At 52.9% G+C, this 24121-nt stretch carries 22 protein-coding genes; 5 read left to right on the top strand and 17 right to left on the bottom strand.

Annotated features, from left to right (window positions below; genetic code table 11):
• Positions 1-81: 81 nt before the first annotated feature.
• The 7 genes from AK95_RS04325 to AK95_RS04295 all read right to left on the bottom strand — a co-directional run bounded on the left by AK95_RS04325 (position 82) and on the right by AK95_RS04295 (position 7400).
• A complete protein-coding gene (locus AK95_RS04325; RefSeq protein ID WP_071218739.1) occupies positions 82-1593 on the bottom strand; it encodes a solute symporter family protein in 1512 nt (503 codons plus the stop codon).
• 6 nt (positions 1594-1599) lie between these two features.
• Positions 1600-1899: a DUF485 domain-containing protein gene (locus AK95_RS04320; protein ID WP_071218738.1), complete on the bottom strand. Its 300-nt coding sequence runs from the start codon at positions 1897-1899 to the stop codon at positions 1600-1602.
• A gap of 186 nt (positions 1900-2085) precedes the next feature.
• Entirely contained in the window at positions 2086-2883 is a 798-nt protein-coding gene (locus AK95_RS04315) for a LytR/AlgR family response regulator transcription factor (RefSeq protein ID WP_083397522.1), read from the bottom strand.
• On the bottom strand, positions 2870-4636 hold the full coding sequence (locus tag AK95_RS04310; RefSeq protein WP_071218737.1) for a LytS/YhcK type 5TM receptor domain-containing protein: 1767 nt from the start codon (positions 4634-4636) through the stop codon (positions 2870-2872). Before AK95_RS04310 ends, AK95_RS04315 begins: the two co-directional genes overlap by 14 nt.
• 321 nt (positions 4637-4957) lie before the next feature.
• A complete protein-coding gene (locus tag AK95_RS04305; RefSeq protein WP_071218736.1) occupies positions 4958-5440 on the bottom strand; it encodes a threonine/serine exporter family protein in 483 nt (160 codons plus the stop codon).
• 23 nt (positions 5441-5463) lie between these two features.
• A complete protein-coding gene (locus AK95_RS04300) occupies positions 5464-6219 on the bottom strand; it encodes a threonine/serine exporter family protein (protein ID WP_071218735.1) in 756 nt (251 codons plus the stop codon).
• Between the two features lie 197 nt (positions 6220-6416).
• Complete coding sequence (locus AK95_RS04295) at positions 6417-7400, bottom strand: aldo/keto reductase (RefSeq protein WP_071218734.1); 984 nt, start codon at positions 7398-7400, stop codon at positions 6417-6419.
• Positions 7401-7619: 219 nt separating this feature from the next.
• On the opposite strand from AK95_RS04295, the gene AK95_RS04290 reads away from it, so the two are divergent.
• From AK95_RS04290 to AK95_RS04270, 5 genes are all read left to right on the top strand, one after another.
• Positions 7620-8144, top strand: coding sequence for a PadR family transcriptional regulator (locus AK95_RS04290; RefSeq protein WP_071218733.1), 525 nt, complete (start codon positions 7620-7622; stop codon positions 8142-8144).
• Positions 8145-8230: 86 nt separating this feature from the next.
• Positions 8231-8941: an ABC transporter ATP-binding protein gene (locus tag AK95_RS04285; protein ID WP_071218732.1), complete on the top strand. Its 711-nt coding sequence runs from the start codon at positions 8231-8233 to the stop codon at positions 8939-8941.
• 36 nt (positions 8942-8977) lie between these two features.
• Positions 8978-9748, top strand: a complete 771-nt coding sequence (locus tag AK95_RS04280; protein ID WP_071218731.1) for an ABC transporter permease — start codon at positions 8978-8980, stop codon at positions 9746-9748.
• Positions 9749-10080: 332 nt separating this feature from the next.
• Complete coding sequence (serS, locus tag AK95_RS04275) at positions 10081-11388, top strand: serine--tRNA ligase (RefSeq protein ID WP_071218730.1); 1308 nt, start codon at positions 10081-10083, stop codon at positions 11386-11388.
• A gap of 754 nt (positions 11389-12142) precedes the next feature.
• The gene (locus AK95_RS04270) at positions 12143-13180 is read left to right on the top strand and encodes an LLM class flavin-dependent oxidoreductase (protein WP_071218729.1); all 1038 of its coding nucleotides are present in this window, start codon (positions 12143-12145) and stop codon (positions 13178-13180) included.
• A 63-nt stretch (positions 13181-13243) separates the two neighbouring features.
• Here the strand turns inward: AK95_RS04270 and AK95_RS04265 are convergent, their stop codons facing one another.
• The 10 genes from AK95_RS04265 to AK95_RS04220 all read right to left on the bottom strand — a co-directional run bounded on the left by AK95_RS04265 (position 13244) and on the right by AK95_RS04220 (position 23956).
• Positions 13244-14002 (bottom strand): SDR family NAD(P)-dependent oxidoreductase, encoded by a 759-nt coding sequence (locus tag AK95_RS04265; protein WP_071218728.1) that lies wholly within the window; start codon positions 14000-14002, stop codon positions 13244-13246.
• Positions 14003-14111: 109 nt separating this feature from the next.
• Positions 14112-14864 carry an SDR family NAD(P)-dependent oxidoreductase gene (locus AK95_RS04260; protein ID WP_071218727.1) on the bottom strand — a complete coding sequence of 251 codons (753 nt, stop codon included), beginning with the start codon at positions 14862-14864 and terminating at the stop codon, positions 14112-14114.
• Between the two features lie 19 nt (positions 14865-14883).
• Positions 14884-15348, bottom strand: a complete 465-nt coding sequence (locus tag AK95_RS04255) for a MarR family winged helix-turn-helix transcriptional regulator (protein WP_235612988.1) — start codon at positions 15346-15348, stop codon at positions 14884-14886.
• Between the two features lie 366 nt (positions 15349-15714).
• A complete protein-coding gene (locus AK95_RS04250) occupies positions 15715-16356 on the bottom strand; it encodes an NAD(P)/FAD-dependent oxidoreductase (RefSeq protein WP_071218725.1) in 642 nt (213 codons plus the stop codon).
• 87 nt (positions 16357-16443) lie between these two features.
• Positions 16444-18873 (bottom strand): heavy metal translocating P-type ATPase, encoded by a 2430-nt coding sequence (locus AK95_RS04245; protein WP_071218724.1) that lies wholly within the window; start codon positions 18871-18873, stop codon positions 16444-16446.
• Positions 18874-18908: 35 nt separating this feature from the next.
• A complete protein-coding gene (locus AK95_RS04240; protein ID WP_071218723.1) occupies positions 18909-19109 on the bottom strand; it encodes a cation transporter in 201 nt (66 codons plus the stop codon).
• 289 nt (positions 19110-19398) lie between these two features.
• The gene (locus tag AK95_RS04235; protein WP_071218722.1) at positions 19399-19722 is read right to left on the bottom strand and encodes a metal-sensitive transcriptional regulator; all 324 of its coding nucleotides are present in this window, start codon (positions 19720-19722) and stop codon (positions 19399-19401) included.
• Between the two features lie 171 nt (positions 19723-19893).
• A complete protein-coding gene (locus AK95_RS04230; protein ID WP_071218721.1) occupies positions 19894-20439 on the bottom strand; it encodes a hypothetical protein in 546 nt (181 codons plus the stop codon).
• 216 nt (positions 20440-20655) lie between these two features.
• Complete coding sequence (locus AK95_RS04225; protein ID WP_071218720.1) at positions 20656-22743, bottom strand: alpha-glucuronidase family glycosyl hydrolase; 2088 nt, start codon at positions 22741-22743, stop codon at positions 20656-20658.
• A 196-nt stretch (positions 22744-22939) separates the two neighbouring features.
• Entirely contained in the window at positions 22940-23956 is a 1017-nt protein-coding gene (locus AK95_RS04220; protein WP_071218719.1) for an endo-1,4-beta-xylanase, read from the bottom strand.
• Positions 23957-24121 lie beyond the last annotated feature (165 nt).

The raw sequence follows: 24121 nt of genomic DNA, 5'->3' as shown, positions 1-24121 counted from the left end.
ATAAAATGACAAAAAAAGGGCGATCTCCCATGCTGCCAAGCAGCTGGATACACCCTTTTTGGTCAAAGAATCGAATCCGGATTACGCGCCCGTATTGGCCTTGACCAGCACTTCGGCATACTTCGCTTCATCCTTGGAAGAGGATAACAGTGTGCCGATATAAGCTGCCAGAAAGCCAAGCGGAATAGAGATGATGCCCGGGTTGCTCATCGGAAAGATCGGATCGCCAATCAAAATCGCCTTTCCGGCCGGATCCCATATATTCGGACTAAGCGCCACAAGAATCACCGTGCTGATCAGCCCGGTCAGCATCCCGGTCACTGCGCCTGTCGTATTAAACCTCTTCCAGAACACCGTGAACAGGATGACCGGTAAATTCGCGCTGGCCGCAACAGCGAAAGCGAGCGAGACAAGGAAGGCCACGTTCATCTTCTGGGCAAACAGCGCGAGCAGAATGGAGACTATGGATACGCCAATCGATGCGTACCGTGCCATCTTCAGCTGCTCCTTCTCCGACGATTCGCCGCGGCGCACGATTTGGCCGTAGAAATCATGGGCGAAGGCGGATGCCGCGGACAGCACAAGCCCCGTCACCACGGCGAGGATTGTCGCGAACGCAACCGCCGAGATGAGCGCGAACAGGAAATCGCCGCCAATCGCTTTGGCCAGGAGCGGGGCAGCCATGTTACCCGCTTTATCGACCTCGGTAATATCCGCCGCGCCTACAAAGGCGGCAGCCCCAAAACCGAGAAAGATCGTCATGACATAGAAGATGCCGATAATCCAGGTAGCGTATACCACGGAGCTGCGTGCCGTCTTGGCGTCCTTAACGGTAAAGAAACGGGTCAAAATATGCGGCAGACCTGCCGTGCCGAGTACGAGCGCAAGGTTGAGCGACAGCGTCTCCAGCGGGATTTTGTATTTATTCCCCGGGTTCAGGAATGCCTCCTGCAGCGGCGTAGCCGTCTTCATATGATGGAACATCTGGGTCAGGCTGAAATCGAATTTGGCGAATACGATCAGCGAGATGATGAACGTGCCAGCCATGAGCAGCACGGCTTTCGAGATCTGAACCCAGCTCGTGGCATGCATGCCGCCGAAGACAACATAGATCGTCATGAGCACGCCGACAATCAGAACGGATGTGACATAGTCCAGTCCCAGCAAAAGCTTAATCAGTGCGCCTGCCCCAACCAACTGCGCGATCATGTAGAAGATGGAGATCGAAATCGTATTCAGCGCTGCAACGCCGCGAACTTTCTTGTCGGAGAAACGAGCGGCAATCATATCCGCCACTGTATACTTCCCGAGGTTCCGAAGCGGCTCGGCGACAAGGTACAGCACCACCAGGTAAGCTACAAGGAAACCGATGCTATAAAAGAAGCCGTCAAAGCCGACTAACGCGATCGAGCCTGCGATGCCAAGGAAGGAAGCAGCAGACATATAGTCGCCGGCAATGGCTGTCCCATTCTGCCAGCCCTTGAGCCCTCCGCCTGCCGTATAGAAGTCGCTGGTGTTGGTTGTTTTCTTGGCAGCGTAGTACGTTATGATCAGCGTGAGCAATACAATTCCGCAAAACAACGCGATAGCCATAGTCGATTACGCCCCCATATCCTTTTTAATATCGTCTACCATACGATCGAACTGGGCCGCCTTGCGGGAGTACAGGATACACAAGACCCATGTCATGATGAACTGCGCGAATGCAAATACCCATGCCCACGTGATCGGGCCGATCGCAGGGTGGTTCAACACGTCGGTGTACGAAGTGAGAATCGGCAGCGCAAAGTAAAACAGAAGAAAAAAGACGGTCATCGGAATAATGAACCGTTTCTTGCGGGAGAGCAGCGTTTTGAATTTTTCAGAATGCCATACTTCGGTATAGCTTTTTTCTTCCATTGCCTTTCCCTCCATTAACGATCAGGATTCTATGGCGTCTCCCATGAATGAAAGCGCTTTAGAATGATTATATACAGGAGGATTGCCCGCGACCACATCTCCTGCGCGAAACGTCCGATAGGGTGTGCGAAAGGGCGGATATGCCGCCTGAACCGGGAGACCATCACCGTCCTTCCGCACTCCTCCCTATGCCTCTCTTAACAACCGGAACAAATCCCTTGCGGCCTCACGCGACAAAGGAATCATTGTCCGCTGCTCATCCTTCAGCACAATATTGTAAGCACCATTCTGCCAAGGGGACAGCTCCGCGATACGGTTCACGTTAACCAGGTAACTGCGATGAGGACGAAAGAACGAGTACCCCGCGAGCTTCTCCTCCAGCTCCTGCAGCGTGCTCTTGCTCGTAATCCGCTGGCCTTCCGCCGTCCAGATCCGAATGACCCGTTCCTCGCGCACCGCGTACAGTATCGCCTCGGGATCGACGAGCACATGCTTGTCCCCATCATCGAACAGCAGCTTACCGCGCATGCTGCGGGGAGCAACCTCAGTGGAAGGATACGAGGCTGCCTGTGGGACGACATCATAGGCTTCCTGCTTTTTCGGGGCTTGCCCTTCATGAACCCTGCTGCGTATTCGCTGCAGGGTTTCCTTTAATCGCATATGGCTGTAAGGCTTCAGCAGATAATCAATCGCATTCAGACCAAACGCCTCGACAGCATACTCGTCATAGGCTGTCGTAAACACAATGAAGGGCGAGATCGGGGAGGCTTTCAGCATTCGCGCAGCCTGCAACCCTTCAAGCTCCGGCATATGAACGTCGAGAAAGACGACATCCGGCTGCCGTAAGGGAACCAGCTCAAGCAGTTCCCGGCCGTTCGCGGCATGAGGAAGCAGCTCGATATCAGGCTCCTGTTCCAGCAGGTAAGCCAGCTCCTCCCTTGCCAATCGTTCGTCTTCGGCTATCATCGCTTTAATTCGCTTCACGGTACCGGCTCCCTTCCGATAGACTGCAGGGGATGCTGAAGGATATGCTGCATCCGCCCTCTGCAAGATTTTCTACGATGAGTCTGGCCTCCTTGCCAAACATGCTGATTAAACGCTGATTGATATTGTAAATGCCGTTTCCCGTCCCCTCGCTGCCGATGATCGGCTGTTCGCCGAGACTGTCCAGCACCTCAGGCGAGATACCTGCCCCGTTGTCCCGCAGTTGTACAACCGCCAGATCGCCCGCACGCTTTAGGGTCAGCTGGATGATGCCCCCGCTCGCCTTATCGCGCAAGCCGTGCTTAATGCTGTTCTCCACCAGCATTTGCAGCGTTGCAGGCGGAATCATAAGCTCGCCAAGCACCGGATCCAGCTGGCATTCAAACGTGAACTGATCCTCGAACCGGATTTGAATAATGTCCAGATAGGCATTCAACAGTTCCATTTCCTCACGAATGGTCGTTCTGCGGGAGGCCATGACCTTGACGTTCAAGCGCATGAACGCCCCCAGCTGCATCGTGGCATGCCTTGCCAGCAGCGGATCGCTCCGGATCAACGAATGGATCGCGTTGAGCGTATTGAACAGAAAATGGGGATTGATCTGCGCCTGCAGAAGCTTCAGCTCCGCCTCTTTCATTAAATGGCTCATCTTCTCGTGAGCCGTGGCCCCGAGCTGATAGGAAATGAGCTGTCCAAGCCCTTGGGCCATCACCAGCTCGACGCGCCGAATATCCTGGGGCCGCTTGAAATAGAACTGAATAACGCCCACGATCTCGTGACCCTCGATCATCGGGACAAGAATGGCGGCGCCGAGCGCCGGATGACGAGGCTGAATATCTTCCGCATTCTCTATGATCCGAAGCTCGCCGGTCGCAATGACATTCTTGGTCAAGTCGGATGTGATCTCTTCTCCGGGATCAATGGTACGGCTGGCGGCACCGGCATGGGCCAGGAACCGCTCCGTATCCGTAATGGCGACGGCCGTTGTTTTCAGCTCGCGCAGCAGCAAGGTGGCCACGGCCTGTGCGGTACGGTACGTCAAGCCCTGCTTCAGATGCGGCAGCGCCGCTTCCGCGATATGGAATGCCTTCTCCGTCTCGTACGCGGCTGCCCGCTCTTCCTCGGTGAGCGCGACTCGAAGCATCGTCGTGAAGATCGCAATCGATATGCTGTTGGTCAGCACCATCGGCAGACCGATCAGGTTGACCAGCTCCACCGCGCGGTCCGGCTCATCCGCACAGATCAAAATAACTCCCATGTGCAGGATCGGGGCGAACATGCCGACGAATAACGCTTTTGCCGGCGAGATCACCCGCTCCTGCGAGAAGAATCGGGCCACGCCCCCTGCCAGGGCGCCCGTAAGCGGTACGGCGATCGCTCCTGCCAGCCCCGTGTAGCCGCCGATATACAGGAGATGGGCTCCTGCCAGAAGCCCGCCCCCGATGCCAACGCGGGGCCCGCCGATCAGCCCGCCAATTACAACGCCGACCAGGGCGGAATGGGCCAGAGCCTGCTCCTCCGTCAGCCGCATCAGCCAGAAGGAGGAGCTCGATTCGCCATTCTCCACGACAACGCCTGCATACACCCCAAGGATGCCGAAGAGGCCAAACAGACAGGAATAGATGAACATCCGCGTGCCGGACATCTCTTTGCGGTCCAGCAATTGGCGGAACAGCGGAATTCTCGTCAGTATAAACGTCAGGATGAGCAGCATGCCCATCCGTTCGAACAGATGCAGCGTCAACTCCTGCATGGACATCCCTCTTCTTTGGTAGACTAGGAATCTTCAACTGTCGGTCAGTAGACGATATCGATAGATAGGATAGATGTGAATGCGGTTTCATTTCATGCAGTAAAGATTATATAGCACAGCGAGGATTTGGACAATAAAAAGGAATAACATGAAACTTATGTAAAATTTTCACGCAGGGGACATACCCTTCAATGCACTCAAAAAAAACCATATCCCTCGCAGTTAAGCGAAAGATACGGTCAGTAAGCAGCTGCAAGCCAAAACATCCGAACATGTTCAGCATCCTGATGTGTTAGTTAGGTCTCTCTAAATCGCAAGATCCTACGATGAGCCGGTCGAATTGGGTTTTCCGGCTCTTCTCCGGGTTATGGACCACTTCCGGATGACCTGATTGGTCACCTCAGACAGCAGCAAACCCAGCGCGATGGCGCCTGAAATCATGAACGCTTGCGCCCCCAGCTGGACGGCCTGATCGAATTGATTCTGGGCCACATGGCGAAGGGCATTATATGCAACACCGCCCGGTACCAGCGGAATAATCCCAGACACGCTGAACACGATAATGGGAGTCTTGTATTTTTTGGCGAAAAAATGGCTGATCATCGTCACGCAAAAAGCCGCAAACACGGTAGCCGTCACCGGCTCAACCATCATGTTCTGCAACAGAATGTAGAGCAGCCAGCCCACCATGCCCGCAAACCCGCACTGCAGCAGTGCTTTTTTGGGTACGTTAAATAGGATCCCGAAGGCCGCCGAAGCAACAAAACTCGTGATGAGCTGCTGTATATAAAAGGTTGCCACCATCTTCACCTCCACTCACTCATCTCTTAGAATGACAACGTAAACGCAATCCCTGCACCGATGGCAAAGGACGTAACAAATGCCTCCGCGCCTTTGGACAAGCCGGATATCAAATGCCCCGCCATCAGATCGCGGATAGCATTCGTGATCAGCAAGCCCGGTACCAGCGGCATCACGGAACTGATAATGATCGTATCCAGCTGATGGCCGAGTCCGTATCTAACCATCCATACGGAGGTTATGCCGATGACCAGGGCTCCAGAGAATTCGGCGAAGAATCGCACCGGTATGACCCGATGCATAAATACAAAGCAGGAGAAGCCAAGACCGCCCGCTATGGCCGCCGGTACGAAATCCGGCCAGATGCCGCGAAACATAATGAGAAAGCAGCCACTTGCGATCGCGGACAGGAGAATCAACAGCCATGTCGGATAAATCGCCTGTTCATGCTCGATTTTCTCAAGCGCCCTGTGTGCCTCTTCAATCGTCAGCTCACCGAGGCTTATGCTCCGGGACACGCTGTTGACCTGATGGATCTTATCGAGATTGGTTGTCCGATCCGAAATACGAATGAGCCGCGTAATATGCTGAGGCTCCTCCACTGAGAAGATAATCCCGGTCGGAGTCATATAGCTGTGGCTGTTCTCTACGCCGAAAGCCGCAGCGATCCGCATCATCGTATCCTCGACCCGATAGGTTTCCGCACCGCTTTGCAACATAATTTTTCCTGCTAACAAGCAAACCTTGATGATGTCATGCTCCCGCTTCAACAAGTCATTCAAAACGGCAATCCTCCTGCTGAACACATTCCGATTCAGAATCTTGCCTATATTATAGTATCATTACCATGATCAAGCATAGGATATGCTTTAAAGCAGCACTGCGGCAGCTGCAATCGTCCTGTACAAGGCTCTCCTCCTACACAAAAAGCCCCCCGAATGATCGGGGAGCTTCTCTACGATGTACTTCGGATTTCGGCTTAATAGGCACCGCGGATGTGCATCGCTACCTGCTCCTGATAAAAAAGCGCAAGGCGCTCTTTCTCCTCCATACTGAACGAAGGCACGTCCAGCGTGCCCAGATTGTCTTCGATCTGGCGGACGTTGCGGAAGCCGGGAATCACGGCGGTGACCTCGGGACAGTCCAGAATCCATCGCATGGATGCACGGGCCATGTCGCCTCGGCCCTCGGCAATCCAAGCGAGCTTTCTGGCGAGCTCAACCCCTTTTTCGAACCGCAGGCCGGCAAAGGTCTCGCCCACGTTAAACTGCTCCCCGTTCGCATTGAAATTCCGGTGATCCCCTTCGCTGAAGGTGGTGGTCTCCGTAAACTTCCCGGTTAACAGACCGCTGGCAAGCGGCAAGCGCACCAAAATGCCGACGCCCGACGCTTTGGCTTTCGGGAGCAGCTGGGCCAGCGGTTTTTGGCGGAACAGATTGAAGATAACCTGCAGCGACCTTACGCCAGGTACCCCCAAGCAAAACAAACCTTCCTCCACCGTCTCCACGCTGACGCCGTAATGCCGGATTTTCCCCTCAGCCTGCAGCTTGTCCAGCACTTCAAACACTCGCCCGTCCTTCAACACCTCGAAGGGAGGGCAGTGAACCTGATAGAGATCAATCCGTTCACGCTGCAGCCGCTTCAGGCTGTTCTCGCAATAACGACGGATCGACGCTTCGGAATAGGTCTGAAGATCGTGAATATCACCCGCTCGGCAAAACTTGGTGGCGACATGCACGGAATCTTCCTTCCCTTTGGTTGCTCGAGCGAGCAAATCCTCGGCATGCCCATCGCCATACACGTCGGCGGTATCGAAGAAGTTCACGCCCTCGCCGATGGCGCGGTCCAATCCCTTCAAGGCTTCCTGATCATCGGTTTGCCCCCATGAGCCTCCGATCGCCCATGTGCCGAAGCTGACCTCGCTAATGTGAAGCTCCGTATTTCCCAATTGTCTGTAATTCATCGACGTTATAGCCTCCTCATCCAACTGCCATACTAGTTCACACTACTAGACTAAACGTTAAATCGCTTTCATTCAATCCATTTGGGACATTTACCTATTTTTCTGCAGGTTATTGACAATTGATTCCATCGACTCTATAATTACTATCAATATATCCAACGTTGGATATCCAGTTATGAACTTCTTCTTTACATACACATCCTAAGGAAGTGACCCAACATGACCAACCTCATCCTGCTCTCATTCCTGCGCCAGCGTCCGATGCACGGCTACGAAATTCAGCAGCTTATTCAGGCCAGCCGTATGGACATATGGACGAATATACTGTCCGGCTCCATCTATTATGCACTTAACAAGATGGAAAGCGACGGTCTGATTGCAGCCACTGCTGAAGAGCGGACCGGTGCGAGACTTCGTAAAATTTACAGTATTACGGATGATGGCGAGAAGTTATTCCAGAAGATGATCCGTGAAACCTTGACGCTTCCTCCCCACACTGTCAAATCCGACTTCTCTCTCGGTTTGGTCTGGATCGAGAGCATTCCGAAGCAGGAAGCGGTTGAATTGCTGCAGCAGAACCTCAAGCAGGTGGAAGAATCGCTGGCACAATGGCGTTCAGGTAAAGAAATCAAGGGACAGTACGGCTTATCCAAAATCGCCCTGGCCACCTTCGACAATGCGATCTCGATCCTGGAACAGGACATCGCCTTTCTCAACAAAATCATAACACTCGTTCAGGAATAAGCCTCAGCATCAGCTGCGGCTTTCATTTCCGGTCAATATCCAACATTGGATATATAATATTGGTTAATAAGGAGCGTGAACACGAGATGATGTTACCTACTCTCATTCAAGCGAAAGGTTTAAGAAAAACCTATGGTCAGCGAACGGTCGTACATGATGTGGCTCTGGATATACGGGAAGGTGAAGTGCTTGCGATCATCGGGCCGAACGGCGCGGGGAAATCAACGACACTGGATTTGGTGCTGGGCTTGCGCCGACCCGATATCGGCACGGTCACCTACTGGACCAAAGATCCCGCCCCGCATATCGGGCTTCAGCTGCAATCCACTCCCTTCTTTCCAGGATTTACGGCCCTTGAGAATCTGCGAATGTTCGCTGCTTTCTATGGAAAGCGGCTCAAGGATGCGGTGCTCATCGAGCACCTTAGCAGCTGCGGGCTTGCAGATGCTGCCAAAACCGATGCGCTTCGGCTCTCGGGAGGCCAACAGAAACGACTCGCCATTGCCATCGCGCTAGTCCATACACCCAAGCTGCTGTTCCTTGATGAGCCCACCGCTGCACTGGATCCACGGGCACGCCGGGATATCCGGGAGCTGATCCGTTCCCTGGCAGACAAGGGCACCTCGATTGTCTTCACTTCGCATGACATGGAGGAGGTTCATAAACTCGCTTCCCGGCTGGTGCTCATCTGTGATGGGCGGGTCAAAGCTTCCGGCACGCCGGATGAGCTCCTCAGCTATTATCAAACAGATAGCCTCGAACAACTGTATATCCAACTGACTGATGAACAGGAATAACGACCGATTGGAATCAAAACCTTAGGAGGAAGATCTATGCGAATCATTATGACCACCATGCTGCAGAGCATGTTCCGCGACACCCATACCCTGGTCTGGAACATCGTGTTTCCCATTGCCATGCTGATCGGATTGGGACTATATTTCAACGACGCCGCTTATTCTCACCGACTCCTCGCGGGCGTGCTGACAACCAACATTTTGTTTGGGGCCACGATGGTTACCGCGTTTAACGTCATGGCCCAGCGCAACCGCGGCATCTATAAGCTGCTGCGGGTGACACCTTTTCGCACCGTCTCATTCATTACCGCAATGACGGGGGCGCGAACCGTGCTGGCACTGCTCGTCAGCGTGTGTGTCATTCTCATGAGTCTATTTATGCTTGGAGTGAGGCTAAGCCTGACTGGGCTTACGCTGATGCTGCTTGTCCTTCTGATCGGCACCGTTTGTTTTACCGCACTCGGTTTTCTGGCAGCCAACCTGTCCAGGGATGAGGGCAATGTCAACATGATCTCGAACTTGATGAGTTTTCCCATGCTGCTGACAAGTGAAGCTTTCTATTCTTTAGAACATGCGCCTGCATGGGTGGTCATCCTGGGGAAACTGCAGCCTTTCCACTACCTGGTCGATGCCATGTCCACTGCCGTTTCTCCGCAAGGCAGTATCTCCGGCATCTGGATGCCCCTGCTGACCCTCGCAGGCTTCACGATCCTTATCCTCGGCGCAGCCGCATGGACCTTCCGCTGGGATGCGGAGCATCCTGCCGGATGGAAGCAGGGAAGTGCGAACAAAGCGGCCTCGATGTAACAGAAGCACAAAAATCCGAAGAGCCCCTTGTATAAAAGACATCTCATGCGGTATACTGAACAACAATATCAACATCAGGCCGATGAAGAGCTTCCAACTCCGAGGCGTTCTCGTCAAGGGGATCCGATCCTTCAACCGATCAGCCATCCCCCTAAGTTAACCGGACCCGCCCGTTACCGCGGAATCAAAGTGGATTGAACACGGACCCGCCTGTTTCGTGATAAGGTTACGGTTCAATCAATTTGGGTGGCACCGCGAGCGCATAAGCGTCCCTCGTCCCATATGGACTAGGACGCTTTTTTATTTTTTTCAGAAAAAGGAGCGCGGTGATCATGCTAGATATGAAATGGATCCGGGAGAGCACAGAGAATCAGGAAGAACTGCAGCGAGTAGCTGACCAGAAAGGCATTGCCCTGTCGGTTGCCGAACTTGTCCGGCTGGATGACCAGCGTCGGACGCTGCTGCTGACCGTGGAGGGATTGCGGCAGCGGCGCAATGCCATCTCGCAGGAGATCAGCACGCTCGTGCGGCAAGGCAAACAGGAAGAAGCCGAGCGGACGAAACAGCAGGTCAAGGATATCAATATGGAGCTTGACGAGCAGGAAGCGTTGTACCGGAAGGTCGATGCGGATTACGCCCAGCTGCTCATCCTTGTGCCCAATATCGTTTCGCCGGATACGCCGGTCGGAGCTTCGGATGAGGACAATGTAGAGATCAGACGCGTTGGCGAGCCGCCCGTGTTTGATTATGAATATAGGGATCATGTCACGCTCGGCGAGCAACACCGGATGATCGACATCCCCCGCGGCGTCAAAACCGCCGGCACGCGCAGCTACTATCTGACCGGCATCGGCGCAATGCTGCATCGGGCCGTTCAGCAGCTTGCGGTGGATATGCTGGTCGCCAAGGGTTTCACCCTTATGGACGTACCGTTAACCGTGAGGACGGAGGCCATGGAGAATACTGCCTTTTTCCCGCTTGGTCAGGATCAGGCTTTTCAAATTACGGAGCAAGATAAGTGGCTCGTCGGTACCTCGGAGGTGCCGCTCGTATCGTTCTATGGCGGTGAAGTCGTCGATGTGGCGCAGCCGATTCGCCTGGCGGCAGCATCGCTGTGCTTCCGGAGCGAGGTCGGCTCGGGCGGCCGGGACGTCCACGGCCTGTACCGGGTGCATCAGTTCGCCAAGGTGGAACAGGTCGTTCTCTGCGAAGCCAGCGCGGAAACCTCGGAACAGCTTCTACAAGAAATCACGGCCAATGCCGAGGAGCTGCTGCAGAAGCTCGAATTGCCTTACCGTGTCGTTGCCGTATGTACCGGGGATATGTCGCAAAAAACGTACAAGCAATACGACATCGAGACGTGGATGCCAAGCCGCGGGGCTTATGGGGAGACCCACTCGTCGTCGAATCTGCTCGACTTTCAGGCGCGTCGCTCGAACATCCGCTACCGGGACGCGGAAGGCAAGCTGCGCTACTGCCACACCCTGAATAATACGGCCGTGGCTTCGCCGCGAATTCTTATCCCGCTGCTGGAGAACCACCAGCGGGCCGATGGCTCGATTCTCCTACCGAAGGCGCTCCGACCATACATGAACGGGATGGAGCGAATAGAGCCACCAGCCGATGCAGTCATGGAGTAAAGAAAGCTGCAGTACGAATAGGGTGCGATCCTATAGGCTGTCATCCGAGACCATCCATTCGTAGCGACGCACAAAGGCAGCCGGTGATCCGGCTGCCTTTCCTCTTGGTTAGGTTCTATGGTCCGTTACGCTGTCTTCGCACGATAAGAATATCCGTGAACGATGATGGCAATCTTTTTTACTTAGATAGGCTCGGAAAGCATATATTAGTCGGAGGTGTGTCCGGCTTCTCTGAAGTTACATCGATATATTTTTCTTTAGATTATCGATGCCCATATGTTTTCAGCGAAGCTGAACCATTCGATAATCGCAAGAAAAATTTCCTCTTAATGCGGTCTGGCCTCTCTGAAGGTTCTTCGATGTATATTTTTCTTTAGATTATCGATGCCCATATGTTTTCAGCGAAGCTGAACCATTCGATAATCGCAAGAAAAATTTCCTCTTAATGCGGTCTGGCCTCTCTGAAGGTTCTTCGATGTATATTTTTCTTTAGATTATCGATGCCCATATGTTTTCAGCGAAGCTGAACCATTCGATAATCGCAAGAAAAATTTCCTCTTAATGCGGTCTGGCTTCTCTGAAGGTTCTTCGATGTATATTTTTCTTATGGATTAAGTAGGTATATAATGTTCGTTATATAGGGATACCAACTATCGATAAATAGGTTTCATATTTTTCGGCATCCAATCAGACGGTTGTCTTCTCCCTATATAACAACTTACCGTGCAGTGCACGAATAAGGAGGTCATTCCATATGACAGAACCCCATCTTGATCATACAGCGCCCAAAACGCTTCGCGATATCCCTATTTCCATTCTGGATCTCGCCCCGATTACAGCGGGCAGCACCGCTGCACAGTCGCTGCGAAATACGCTCGATCTGGCCCAGCATGCCGAGAAGTGGGGGTATAACCGCTACTGGCTTGCCGAACACCACAATATGCCGGGAATCGCCAGTTCGGCCACTTCGGTCGTCATTGGCCATGTCGCCGGGGGCACGAGCAAGATCCGCGTCGGAGCCGGGGGCATTATGCTGCCGAACCACGCTCCCTTGGTCATAGCCGAGCAGTTCGGCACCCTGGAATCGCTCTATCCCGGCCGGATCGATCTCGGCTTAGGTCGTGCGCCGGGATCGGATCAGCTTACATCCCGGGCGCTTCGCCGCGGTCCCGGCAGCGACGGCCAGGACTTCCCGGACCGCCTCGGCGAGCTGCGGAATTACTTCCAGCCCACTTCGGGCTCGTCCATGCGCGTCAGGGCAATTCCCGGCGAAGGTCTGCATGTACCGGTCTGGCTGCTCGGCTCCAGCGGTTTCAGCGCACAGCTGGCAGGACAGCTGGGGCTTCCGTTCTCTTTTGCGAGCCACTTTGCCCCCGATTACCTGATGGCCGCGCTCGACCTGTACCGCACCAGCTTCCGTCCTTCATCCGAGCTGAGCAAGCCTTATGCCATGATCGGCGTGAACGTGATCTGTGCCGATACCGATGAGGAAGCACAGCGCCTGGCTACCTCGCCGTACCAGCAGTTCCTGAATATCATCCGCGGCCGCACCGGCCAGCTGAGTCCGCCGGTGGACAGCATGGATGATCTATGGAACCTGCAGGAGCAGGCCATCGTGAAGCGCCAGCTGAGCTTCTCTGCCATCGGCAGTCCCGCAACCGTCCGCGCGCAGCTGGAGCAGTTCCAGCAGTCAACGAATGCGGACGAAATCATTGTCGCGGCCGCCATCTATGATCATGAGGCGCGCCTGCGTTCTTATGAGCTGCTGGCGGATGTCGTCGGCATCAAATAAATGCTATACCAAAAAGACCAGTCAAACCCGGTATTCCGGTGCTTGACTGGTCTTTTATATATATTACAGCGTCAATCCGCCATCAATCGTAACCAGCGAGCCTGTCATGTAGCTGGAGCCTGGGGAAGCCAGGAAAGCAACCACGTTCGCGATTTCATCCGCCTCAGCCGGGCGTCCCATCCGCATGTTGCCCACTTCCTCAGGCACGTAGCCCCCTTCCATGAAGGACTTGGCTACCGCTGCCGTAAGCGGCGTCTGAACGCCGCCCGGACAAATCGCGTTCACGCGAATGCCCTGCTTCACGTATTCCAGCGCTGCTCCCTTCGTCAAGCCCACCACCGCATGCTTGCTTGCCGAATAAGCGGCTGCACTGTGCTCGCTGCGGATACCTGCCGTGGAAGCGGTGTTCACGATATGTCCGCTGCCCTGCTCCTTCATGACTTTCAACACATACTTCATGCCGAGGAAAGCACCCTTGACGTTCACGGACATTTGACGGTCAAATTCGTCCTCGTCGATATCATCCAGCATCGAAAACTTCTGCACGATGCCTGCATTGTTGAAGAAGAAATCGATTCGGCCGTAAGCTTCAACCGCCCTGTTTACGTAGTTCTGGACATCTTCAGTTTTCGTAACGTCCGCTTGCACGAAGATGCCCTCTCCGCCCTGCTCCTTGATCAAACGCAGCGTTTCTTCGCCGGCTTCCTTGTTGAAATCAACGAGCACTACCGCTGCACCGTTCTCTGCCAGTTTCAAGCTGCTGGCTCTGCCGATCCCGCTGGCTGCGCCGGTAATGACAGCGATCTGTTTGTTATCGGACATGAAACAACACTCCCCTTGATGAAAATATAAAATTAGTTCTAACCGAGTTTGTATCCCTATCGTTTCTGTTGTCTATAGCTCATAAATACAGGTCAATGGAAAGCATGACTTACTTCGCGAAATATCCGCCGTCAATCGGCAGCTCAACGCCTGTAATATAGGAAGACTCATCCGAAGCAAGGAACAATACGCCGCGTGCGATATCCTCCGCTTTGCCCAGGCGTGGAAGCGGAGTCTGGGATTGGAACCACTGCATCATTTGCTCATCCTTGAACAGATCCACGGTCATTGGCGTTTCGATGTAGCCGGGGTGAACCGAATTGCAGCGGATGTTATGCTTCGCAAAGTCCACGGCCGTGGCTTTGGTCAGCATGCGTACCGCGCCTTTGCTTGCCGTGTAAGGACCGGCGCCGCTGCCCCCTGTCAGGCCGGCAATGGAGGAGATGTTGACAATGGAACCGCCGCCGGCTTCGATCATGTGCGGAATGACATATTTTTGACCGAGGAATATGCTCGTAACGTTAATCGACATCGTCTTCTCCCAGCCCTCTACCGTCAAATCCATGAACGGCGTTGCATTGGAGACACCGGCATTGTTGACCAGAATGTCGATCTTGCCGAATTTTTGAACGGTCTCGTCCACGACACGAACCCAGTCTTCCTCGGAAGCTACATTGTGCTTGAATCCAATCGCTTCGCCGCCAAGGGCTTCAATCTCGGCTACGACGTCTTTGATCTTGTCTTCCTGTAGGTCCGTAATCGCAACCTTGGCTCCCTCCTGCACAAACAAAAGAGCGTCAGCTTTACCCATCCCACCTGCTGCACCTGTAATGATGGCTACTTTATTGTCTAATCTCCCCATGGGAAACCCTCCTGAATATTTAGTCGTTGGTTCGGCTATCTTCTTTGGACTGCCCGATCTTAAGCTGCAAATGTTCAATCATCTTCTCGTATGAAGCGATTAACACATCCATCTCCTGATCCGAGAAATCCGACCATAAGCCTTCATTTAATTCACGGTACTTCGTAATCATCCGGGCTTCAACTTCACGGCCCTGCTCCGTAATCTTAAGATAGACCTGACGCCTGTCCTCGCTTGACGCCACCCGTTCGATATAACCCTTACTGACCAGCTTGTTGCTCAAGTTGGTCACAGCCGAAAGCGTAACATTCAAGGCATTGGCAAAATATGAGCTGGTCTGCTGCCCCTCATACGCCAAGGTCTGAAGCACGTAGTACTGCGGGCCGGTCAAATCATTGTCCAGAATCTTGGCATAGTTCGCCACAAGCGTCATCATCTGACGGGCAACCATGTTAGATAATTGTTCCCTCTTATCCAGTTTCATCACCTCGATGCACAACGAAGTCCTTACAAATATATTACAAATTTAAATAGTTAAAAGCTTTTAACAATATAAATTGTATACCCTTTCACATCGATCGTCAACCACGATAAAATGCCCAATATGGTTGTTATTCCCACTGTCCTCATCCATAAAAGAACAACATAAAAAAGCTCCCATGTCGCAATTAGAGAAGACAAAATACCTTCAGAGTTGATCTCGCTTGATCGATCCACGCAAGGATTCCAGTGGATAGCATGTTCTAATCTATAGAAAAAAAGAGCACCCTCAGGTGCTCTTGAAAGTATATCCATCCTCGTTTCGGCGTATCCTATTCACCCAAAAGGTGATGCCTGTTAAGCCTTTCGTTTATCCTGCCGTATCCATCCGCGCATCCAGCGTGAGTTGACGCAGCTGCTCGAGCGTCATGCGATCCACGAAGCGGGAGAACTTCTCTTTCTTCTTGCCGTTCTCCTGATAGACGGCGATCAGCTTCAGGATGATCGGAGCCAGCTGATCCGGCGCTAAATCCGTGTGCAGCGGCTTCGCCAGAGCAGCTTTCAACCCTCTCGGCTCTCCACCAACATAGATATCATAGGTATTTCTCATCTTCATCACGGCAATATCTTTCAGCAGCGGTTCGCTGGTACCAAGCGCGCATCCTGCGTAACCGATCTTTAGCGGATTGGGTACAGGATGATCGGCGATCGCTTCATCCAGCATCTTTGCAACATCCAGTCCCGAATCCTCCGCCCCCCGGCAAAAGTTGCAGGTGATCAGGCTCTTGGAGACAAAGCCGGCGGGATGAACCTGAAGTCCGGCAGCTTCCAGCTTCACCTTGGCTTCTTCCACCCGCTCTGCATCCATCTCCACGTAGAGCTGCTTAAAGGTAGTCATCTCAATGCGGGCGTCCTCGCCCACGATGGAGCCCAATACGGCCAGCTGATCCGGGCGGAACAGCGTTCCGCCCACTTCAAAGCCGGGTGTCACTGCAAATTTTTGCATGGCCAAATGTCTACACTCCCATCAAGTTACCCAAATATCGTTCTCTTGCTCGGTTACCAATCATACTCTATATAAAAGGTCTGCCAGCTTTCGTTATACCTTCATCCGCTGCAGGCGAAGGGCATTCAGCACGACCGATACAGAGCTCAGTGCCATGGCCGCCCCGGCCACCCAAGGTGCCAGAAGCCCGATGGCGGCAATCGGAATGCCAAGCGAGTTATAGCCCAGCGCCCAGAACAGGTTCTGACGGATGTTGCTCATCGTCTTGCGGCTCATGTAGATGGCATCCGGAATGCTGTTCAGGTCGCCCTTCATCAGCGTCACGTCAGCGGCTTCCATTGCCACATCCGTGCCAGTGCCGATGGCCATGCCGATATCGGCAACCGCAAGGGCCGGCGCATCGTTAATGCCGTCGCCGACCATGGCGACCTTCTTGCCCTGCTGCTGGAGCTTTTTCACTTCATCCGCTTTGCCTTCCGGCAGAACCTCGGCACGCACATGGTCGATGCCAACCTGCTTCGCGATGGCCTGTGCCGTGCGTTCATTGTCTCCGGTAATCATAATGACCTCGATGCCCATTTCTTTCAATCTCGCTACGGCAGCACGGGACGTCTCCTTGATCGTATCTGCCACAGCCACAAGTCCTGCATATTGACCGTCGACAGCCGTCAGCATAGCAGTCTTGCCCTCGGTTTCAAGCTCCGACATTCTGCCGAGGATCGAATCAATCGGCACGTTATGCTGTGCCATCAGCTTGCGTGTGCCGACCAGCACCTCATGTCCTTCCACGCTGGCACGGATGCCGTAGCCTGGAATGGCTTCAAAATGCTCCGCAGCCGGAAGCCGCGTTCCTTTTGCTTCAATCCCGGCCACAATCGCTTCGGCAAGCGGATGCTCGGAGCTCTTCTCAGCTGATCCGACCAGACGAAGGAACAGCTCTTGATCAAAGTTATGAACCTCCACATCGGTTAACTCAGGCTTTCCTTTTGTTACCGTTCCTGTTTTATCCAGAATAATCGTATTGATTTTATGGGTAGACTCCAGATGCTCCCCGCCCTTGAACAGAACGCCCAGTTCTGCAGCGCGGCCCGACCCGGCCATGATCGAGGTCGGTGTAGCCAGACCCAACGCACACGGACAAGCAATAACCAGAATCGCGATGGCAATTTCTAACGATTGCGCGAATTTACCAGGCGTTACCCAGAAGTACCATACGAGGAAGGCAACAATCGCAATGCCCACCACGATCGGAACGAAGATGCCGGAGATGACATCAGCGACCCGCTGAATCGGAGCCTTGGAACCTTGGGCTTCCTCAACCACCTTGATAATTTGCGCTAGAGCGGTCTCTTTACCCACTTTCGTCGCTTCAAGCGTCAAGCGCCCGTTCTTGTTTATGGTGGCGCCGATAACGGCGTCGCCTACTTTTTTCTCAACCGGAATGCTTTCACCTGTCAGCATCGACTCATCTACCGCCGACGTGCCCTCGACCACTTTACCGTCCACCGGGATTTTCTCACCCGGCTTCACCAATACAAGATCACCCACCAGGACCTGTTCCACCGGGATGGTCATCTCCTGACCGTCACGAACGACCAGCGCCGTTTTGGCTTGAAGCCCCATCAGGGTTTTGATGGCCTCCGATGTACGGCCTTTGGCCAGGGATTCGAACAGTTTCCCCATAATGACCAGCGTGATCAGCACTGCACTCGTTTCATAGTACATTTCAGGCCCGTGGTGTGCATTTGCTCCGGCAGCGGCCCAATCGATCGTTAAATACAGACTGTAGAAATAGGCTGCTGAGGTACCGAGTGCGACCAGAACGTCCATATTGGCGCTTTTGTTGCGGAGAGCCTTATAGGCTCCCACGTAAAACTGTTTTCCGATAAAAAACTGTACCGGCGTGGCCAAGATCAGCTGGAACCAAGGGTTCATGAACAGATCCGGCATCCAGATCCAGGAGGTGAAGGAGAAATGGCTCACCATGGCCCAGAGCAGCGGCAGCGACAGAATCGCCGACAGGAGCAGCTTCCGCTTTTGCTTGGTGATGGCCTCCTTGCGGTGACCTTCCTGATCAAGCGTCTCCTGTTTGGAAACCGCCTGGTACCCAAGCTTCTCCACACGCTGTTGAATATCGCTAAGGCTTACCTCTGCGGGATTGAATTCCACCCGGGCCGTCTCCAGCGCAAAATTGACGTTGGCCTGATTAACACCTGGCATCTTGCTTACCACTTTCTCGATTTTCGTAGCACAGGCGGCGCAGTACATGCCAATCAGCTGCAGGTCCACGGTTTCCTTTGCCGTTCCGTAACCCAGCTTTTCAATTTTTTCTTCCATCTGCTGGACGGAAACCACATTCGGATCAAATGTAACCGACGCTTTTTCCAGCGCAAAATTCACATTCGCTTCCTGGACGCCCTCCATTTTACTTAGACCCTTCTCAATCCGATTCGCACAGGCGGCACATGTCATACCCGTTAACTGCAGCGACGTTTTCTTCTGTTCCATCGTTCCTGCTCCCATCTTCCCTCACCCCTCTTCATCCTCGTGCCGTTTGATTAAACTACGTTATATCCTTGTTCCTCGATAATTTCTTTGATTTTATCCAAATTGACTTTGCCTGCGTCATATTTCACGGAGACCGTTCCTGCCTTCAAATCCACATGTCCCTCGATGTTCTCATTCTTTAAAGCTCCCTCAATGGAATTCACGCAATGCATGCAAGACATACCTTCAACTTTTATTGTTACCTGTTCCATGTTCAATCTCTCCTTTGGGTTATGAATTATTTTGAGCAGCCCTTCTAAAAGCGTGCCCGGAATTAGTTTTGAACGGGTTGTTCTCGTTTCTTGATGTTAGTATACCCCCCTACCCTATATATAGTCAATGGGTTTTCTCATTTTTTTTGAAAAAATATCTCGTCGCTATGATTTAACCGCATAACCGTGCGGTATTCTTCACCCTGAATAAACACTTACTGCCACCTTTAGAAGGTGGCAGCTCCACGGAAACTCATCATAACCAGATCGTCTCCAGCCAGGAATTCCATTATTTCATTAACTTGTTCATGGTTGTTAACAACTCGGTTATAACCTCGTCATCGCCTTCCTGCAGGCGCTCCACCACACAGCTCTTCATATGATGCTCAAGCAGCAATTTGCTGACGCCGTTCAAAGCCGACTGAATCGAGGAGATCTGGTTTAATACATCGTCACAGTACGTATCCTTCTCAATTAAGCCTTTCACGCCGCGAATCTGTCCTTCAATTCGGTTCAACCGGCTGACGAGGTTGCTTTTCGTTTTATCGGAATGATGGCTCTTCCGTTCACTGGTTACTGCGCATGCATCATGTACATGTTTCTCGACTGTCATACCCATTCCCCCCTTGATCACTACTTCATCTTATTCTAACCCTATTCTCAGTATATCATATAGCCCCCCACCCTATAAAGCCCAGCTTCTGAAATGAAGTTCATCTCTTTAACAGCATGCCGTTCTGTAGATCCCGGATTTTGCACACAAAGATTATGGCCCTGTCCTGAATCACTTGCCAGAGGACGCGTAATAACTATCCATAAACAACAGGGTGTCCGCGTACCCATCATGAAACATGGATGAAAAGATAAAAATATTCCGCGCCTCTTCTTCTGTTTCGGGCGAATTTTTCTCGAGGAACTTTCCTTTTTTATAGTCATAGAAGTAATCCAGGATATCATCGGACTGTGATGGCTCATATTGCTCCCCATATCGTTGCTTGATCTCGTCTATTTGCATTCCTATTTCAGCACCGCGCGTTGTTTGATAATGACCTTTCGATTCTTCCTCCATCCTGATCGCGACAACGGCATCATCTCTGTAGAACACCGCGATGCCGGAATCGTAATCAAATACGCCCCTGGCATGCTCTTGGCCTTTCCCAAGCACTTCTTCAGCTTCCGCACGATTCATGCCGTAGTATACCTTCTGGCCATTGTCTAACCGCACGATTCCCATATCTTCTGCGGTAAACTTCTCCTTGGGCTCATCGCTTCCACTGCAGCCTCCGAAGACCAGGATCAACAATATCAACAAGCAGAAGTATCTAATCATGTACTCCTCCTCCTTTGGAGTTTTTTTACAAGATTTTACCATATAAAACTTTGCACAGGGCATTATTTTTTACCTGGGAAGTATGTCATCAAAAGTGCATGCTCACAAAAGGTTCAGCATTCGAACAGTATTCAGCCAAGAAAAAAAGATGCCCCATCAGTTCCGAAATCTGATGGGGCACCCCCCTATATTTTCGTATTCAGTTATAAAATGAACTTAATATATCGTCCGCCCCTGTTCATCCGGCACGCCGGATTTGCGGAAGAAATACGTGTTGATCACATCCCGCCAATGCTTCGCATGCTGGGCTTGATCCGTGAGCCGCTCCTTCACTTGAACGAAGCGCTCCGGATCAACCTTTCCTTCCAATGAGATCCAGGCCTCAAGCAGTCCTGCCGCTGCTTCCGCCCCGCCAAAATGTGAGTCATAGATATGCTGAATCACCGTTTTGCCGGATTTCAGCACATGGGAATACGGCACATGATGGAAGAACAGCAGCAGCTCGTCAGGACAATCCGCCAGCGAATCATATCGGGCCTTATTCGGCCCGAAATACTGCGCGGTATAGCCTGTACCCGATGTCACCGTGCGATCGACGCCCATCCCGTCCCGATCGGCGAAATGGTACGTGCCCCACCTTGAATATTCATAGCCGTCCACATCCGGACCGTAATGCGTATGCGGCGTAATCATCCAGCCCACCCCGAGCGGGGCGGTATAGCTTTCATAGATCGGCCACGATTGCATCAGCATGTCGCATACCGTATGGACCACCGTGTCGTCATTGCCGAAGGTCAGCCTCGTCCATTCTTCCGCGATCCCCTCGGAGGACAATTCCGGATCCCAGACCAGACGTCCGAAGCCATACAGATTCGCCTGTGCCAAGGTGTGCCCCGTCCAGTTCTCATCATTTCCGATGTTGGAAACGGCGGCGATCCCGCTGTATTTCATGTCGTGCAGCGAACCGTTCACGATCTTCTTCACCTCGGACCCCGACCCATTCGCATAGGTATCGAAATCCAGCACCTCTTTCCACTGCGGCACCAAATAGCATACGTGGCGCTGCTGCCCCGTATATTCCTGGGCGACCTGAAACTCCAGCACTTGATTGGTCTCTTTCATGCTGCCGAACAGCGGCGACACCGGTTCCCGCACTTGAAAGTCCATGGGCCCGTTCTTAATCTGCAGCAGCACATTGTCCTTAAACCTGCCGTCCAGCGGGGTAAAATGATCATAGGCCGCCCGCGCTCGGTCTGTGCTGCGATCGCGCCAATCCTGCATGCAGTTGTATACGAAGCAGCGCCAGATGACGAGCCCGCCATGCGGCTCCAAGGCCTCAGCGAGCATATTGGCGCCATCGGCATGGTCCCTTCCATAGGCAAACGGGCCGGGGCGATGCTCCGAATCCGCCTTCACCAGGAAGCCGCCGAAGTCCGGGATATGATCATAAATCTCATCCGCCGTATCCTTCCACCACTGTCGAACCTCTTCGCTCAGCGGATCGGAGGTCGATACGCCGCCGATATGCAGCGGAGCCGCAAAGTTAATGCTCAAGTACAATGAAATGCCATATTCCCGGAAGATATCCGCGACCTTCGCAATCGTCGGCAAATATTCCGCGGTAATGAACTTCGTCTCGATCTCATGCACATTGACGTTATTAATGGAGATAGCATTCAGTCCCACGGAAGCCAATAAGCGGGCGTAGTCTCTTACGCGATCCAGATTTTCGGTGAACCGTCCGTTTTCGTAAAAAATCGAGTGGCCCGAGTACCCGCGTTCCACCGAGCCGTCGGCATTGTCCCATTGATTGATCATCCGCAGTCCGTTCACTGGCTGCTCGGTCACCTTCAATCCGGTTAACGGTTGGTGGGAGGCCAGCAATCTCAATAAATGAAACACCCCATATAATACGCCTTTGCCCGATCCACCGGTCAGTACCAGCTTTTCCTGCTGCCCTTGGATTGAATGCTCCAGTTGAAAGGCTTCTGCGCCTAGCTGGTCTGCCATCCGGCTCCTATCCTCACCTGAGCCGACCCCATCTAGTTCTCCCATGCCGGGTTCGGCTGATGTGGGGATGCGCACCTCGAAGTAAGATGAAGACGGGGCCTCGGACGTGATGACCGGGACAATACCCAGCATGGATTGGCACGCCCTCTTCAGTTCCTCAATGGCGGCGTTCGCAACCCGCGACTGCTGCAGATCCGCTACAATCGTGCCGAGCAGCCTGCTGTATCGGGAAGCAAGCTCCCGGTCCTTCATGGGCGCATACTGCAGCCACGCTTTATATAAAGTGCTGTTCAATGTCAGTTCCTCCTTCTTTGGCCAAAAGTCAGTATCATCTCTTCGGATTGCCGTTGTTATAAACCCCCGCTTCCCGTCAAGACCAAAATACAGATGCCGGCCACAGGGACCGGCAACATGCAAGCTGATGGCAGCCTTAATCGCTTATTTTGCTTTCTATTTGATTAGGATGAAGACTTGATCCGCCCAAGACGGATTATACCTTGACCATATGCTCCACCAAGCGATGAAACGCCGGTTTCGGCTGATGCCGCTCATCGAACAGCAAGGGCCAATTCTTCCGCCCCCGTACCGGGAAATGGTCCAGCCAAGTGTAATCGTCGGCAGCTCCCCAGAAGGTAACGGACGTAATATGATCCCGGTACTCCTTCAGAATGCCAAACATCGCCTCATACCGCTTGGCCTGAGCCTCCAGAAGTTCTTCCGGCGCTTCGATCAGATCCTTCCGCTTGTCTTCAAACCGGAACATCGACACATCGAGCTCGGTGAGTTGAAGCTGCAGGCCGAGCGATGCATACTTCTCGATCGCGGAGCGGATATCATCAAGAGCCGGATCGTACAGATTCCAGTGCGCCTGCAATCCTATGCCATGGATCGGCGTTCCTTGATCCAGCAGCGACTTGACCAGCGTATGGATTTTGTCCCGCTTGTGCGGGTGGGACTCATTGTAATCGTTATAGAACAACAACGCCGCCGGGTCGGCTTCATGAGCATACTCGAATGCCTTGGAGATGAACTCCGGACCCGCAATGTCCAGCCACTTGGACGGACGGAGAAGTTCGGCGCCTTCATCCGCAATTACCTCGTTGACAACGTCCCAGGCGTAAATATCGCCCTTGTACCGCTTTACGACCGTGTCGGTATGCGACTTTAGCCGTTCGTACAGCGTGGCTTTATCCACCAGGTTCCCGTTCTTGTCTTCGAACAGCCAATCGGTTGTTTGGTTATGCCATACCAGTGTATGGCCGCGCATCTTCATTCCATGCTTGCGGGCGAAAGCGGCAAGCCGGTCCGCATCCTCGAACGTATACGTATCCTCCGCCGGATGCACGCTGACAAACTTCATTTCATTTTCCGCCGTGATGCTGTTGAAATGATAGGACAGCAATTCCTCCTGCGTTTCGATCGTCCGCGGGTTCACGGCTGCTCCAATGAGAAAGTCATCCGCAAACATTTCCTTCAGCCTGGGTTCACTTCGTTGCGTGTTAGACATACGCAATCCCTCCTTGAATTTAGAGATCATAGCAAGATTGATGGTTTATGATCATGATGCAACGACATCGGTTGGTCGATAGCAGCCATACAAGCATGCTCCAGACCATGCACCGTGCGTACAGGGAGCCGTGCACACGATGTACTTATTTGGCTGCTCCCGCAG

This window comes from Paenibacillus sp. LC231 (genome assembly GCF_001860525.1).
Lineage (GTDB): Bacteria > Bacillota > Bacilli > Paenibacillales > Paenibacillaceae > Paenibacillus_AQ.
This window is presented reverse-complemented; position numbering and strand designations above follow the sequence as displayed.